The organism is Streptomyces albus subsp. chlorinus, from assembly GCF_013302895.1.
Classification (GTDB): Bacteria; Actinomycetota; Actinomycetes; order Streptomycetales; family Streptomycetaceae; genus Streptomyces; species Streptomyces chlorinus.
This window is the reverse complement of record NZ_VJOK01000001.1, coordinates 6308381-6310630: the sequence shown is the minus strand read 5'-3', so window position 1 is coordinate 6310630 and position 2250 is coordinate 6308381. Positions and strand designations below refer to the sequence as shown.

General features: G+C 72.4%; 1 protein-coding gene and 1 pseudogene. One reads left to right on the top strand and one right to left on the bottom strand.

Going from position 1 to position 2250, the window contains the following annotated elements; translation table 11 throughout:
• Positions 1 to 335: 335 nt before the first annotated feature.
• Positions 336 to 1658 carry a CapA family protein gene (locus FM076_RS27335; protein WP_428815059.1) on the bottom strand — a complete coding sequence of 441 codons (1323 nt, stop codon included), beginning with the start codon at positions 1656 to 1658 and terminating at the stop codon, positions 336 to 338.
• Between the two features lie 284 nt (positions 1659 to 1942).
• Between FM076_RS27335 and FM076_RS27330 the strand changes: the two are divergent.
• Positions 1943 to 2250: pseudogene (locus FM076_RS27330) on the top strand (hypothetical protein); the annotation flags it as partial.

Here is a 2250-nt window from a genome sequence, read left to right as displayed (position 1 = left end):
CGTCAGCAGCGCACCGGTGGCCAGCCGGGCCGAACCGCCGGTGAAGTCCCGCCTGCTGAGCACGCGCGGTGAGGAAGCGGGGGGCGGCGGGGACGGCACGGGTGGAGGGGACGGGGGCGTGAGGCCGGGCGGGTCAGGGGTGGAAGGGGCACGCGGAGGTGCCGCGGAGTCGCTCGTCATACCTGACAAGGGTTCCGTCAGCGGCGCCTGCTCACCATGGTGCTGGCGCTAGTTCCGGGACTCCAGCCAGCTCCCGGGAGAAAGGTAGTGCCAGCACCATTGCCTTCGCCCTCTGGAAATCGGGCAGTTGGGGCCGGACCGCGAAGCCCGTCCCGTCATGGGACCATGCGCAGCCCGTCCTCCTTGGCGCCGCGGCTGAAGACGACCTCGCGGATGGTCCGGAATGCCTCGTCCTGTTCCGCGTCGCCCGCCTCCCGGCTCGCCCCGGAGGCGAGGTTGACAAGGGTGTGGCGGGGCGAGGTCCGCATCAGGAAGGGCGTGAAGGACGCCTTGTCGACCGTCCACCGCGCCTGGTGCGCCTTGGCGTCCTTGTCGCCCTCCCCGTCCCCGTCCCGCTTCGGCGGCGTGAAGTGGAAGCGCGCGGCCGTACCCATGGAGCCGCGGGGGTCGTTCATCTTGCCGGCGATCTGGTCGCCCATGCCGTAGACGACCCAGGTGCCGTTGACCTTCTCGTACGCCTGCGGCACATGGGCGTGGGTCCCGATGACCAGGTCGATGTCCTTGAGCCCGTGGGACCGGGAAGCGGTCAGTTTCCTGGCGACGGAGCGCTGGAGGGAGTCGGGCTCCTGCTGCCACTCGGTGCCCCAGTGCACGCTGACCACCACCACGTCGGCACCCGCCCGGCGGGCCGCCCTGGCGTCCCGGATGATGCGCTCGGGTTCGATGAGGTTGACGAGCCAGGGCTTGTCCTGGGGGATGGAGATGCCGTTGGTGCCGTAGGTGTAGGCGAGCTGTGCGACCTTGGCGCCGCCCGCCCGCATCATGGCGGGCTTCCGGCGCTCGTGTGCCGAGCGGGCGGAGCCGACGTGTTTGAGGCCCACGGCGTCCATGGCGTCGAGGGTGCGGCGCACGCCGTCGGTGCTGTCGTCCAGGGTGTGGTTGGACCCTGTCGAACACGAGTCGTACCCGGCGCTCTTGACGGAGCGCGCGAGCTGCGGCGGCGTCTTGAACAGCGGGTAGCCCGAGAAGGGGCCGCCGTCGGGGCCGTAGATGGTCTCCATGTGGCAGATCGCCAGGTCGGCGTCGCGCACCATCGGCTTGGCCGCCTCGATCATGCGGCCGAACTCGTAGCCGGAGCCGCCCGCGTCGGCCCGGGCCTGCCGGATGATGGAGTCGTGGACCAGCAGGTCCCCGGTCGCGACCAGGGTGAAGCCCCGCTGCGCCGGGCCGCCCTCACCGTGCCGGGCCCCGTCCTTGCCGTGGACGGCGCGTCCGGCACTGGCCTCCCGGCCGGAGGCGGAGGGCGGGTCGTCCGAGGACCGGCCGCAGCCGGCGGCACCGCCGAGCAGCGCCGCCAGGACCAGCGCGGCGGTGGCGCGACGCATGACGGCGGACCGGGAGCCCGCCGGGCGGGGTCCGGTGTGGTGGTGGAGCGGTCGGGGAGCGTCGTCTCGGTCGGCGGGTGCGGTGGTGCTCATTGTGTGTTCCTCCAGGACGAACCAGTCCTATTAGTCCGATAAACGCACTGGATGACGACCCGTCCCCGCTTCCACGTCGCAACAGCGCGCCTACCGGCCATACGGACCAGAAGGTGCACCCGGTCAATCGTTCGATGTAGTCGCGGATCATCACTCGCGACGAAGCCCCACCAGTCCCGAGCGCTCGAAAATGGCCAGGTCAGCGGCCACACAACGCCCGAGGGGAGTCAGCTGTGACGAGCGTTCACCGTCCGCGGACGGTCCAGGACCGAGGGAGCGGGGCAGTGCCGCACCGGGAGCCGGACGACGGCACGGCCATACGGGCATCCCAGCGGGGAACCGGCGCCACGCCGGTTCCGGGACCGCACCCGGACGCCACGGCCGCACCGGACCGGGCGAAGGACCGAGGCGGCGGGGTCCGGGCCTGGGCGCGTGCGGTGGGCGGCGGCGCCGTCATGGCCGTGGCGCTCGGCGCCGGCACAGGCGCGGGGCCCGCGCTCGTACGGCTGCTCGGTCTCGCTCCCGGGAGCTTCCCGGCCAGACTGGTGCCCGCCGCGCTGGTCAGCGCGGCGGCCGTCCCCCTCGTCCTCGT

Bases quoted from the DNA above. Each gene is read 5' to 3' on its own strand.
- FM076_RS27335 (WP_428815059.1), bottom strand. From the start codon at position 1,658: ATGAGCACCACCGCACCCGCCGACCGAGACGACGCTCCCCGACCGCTC.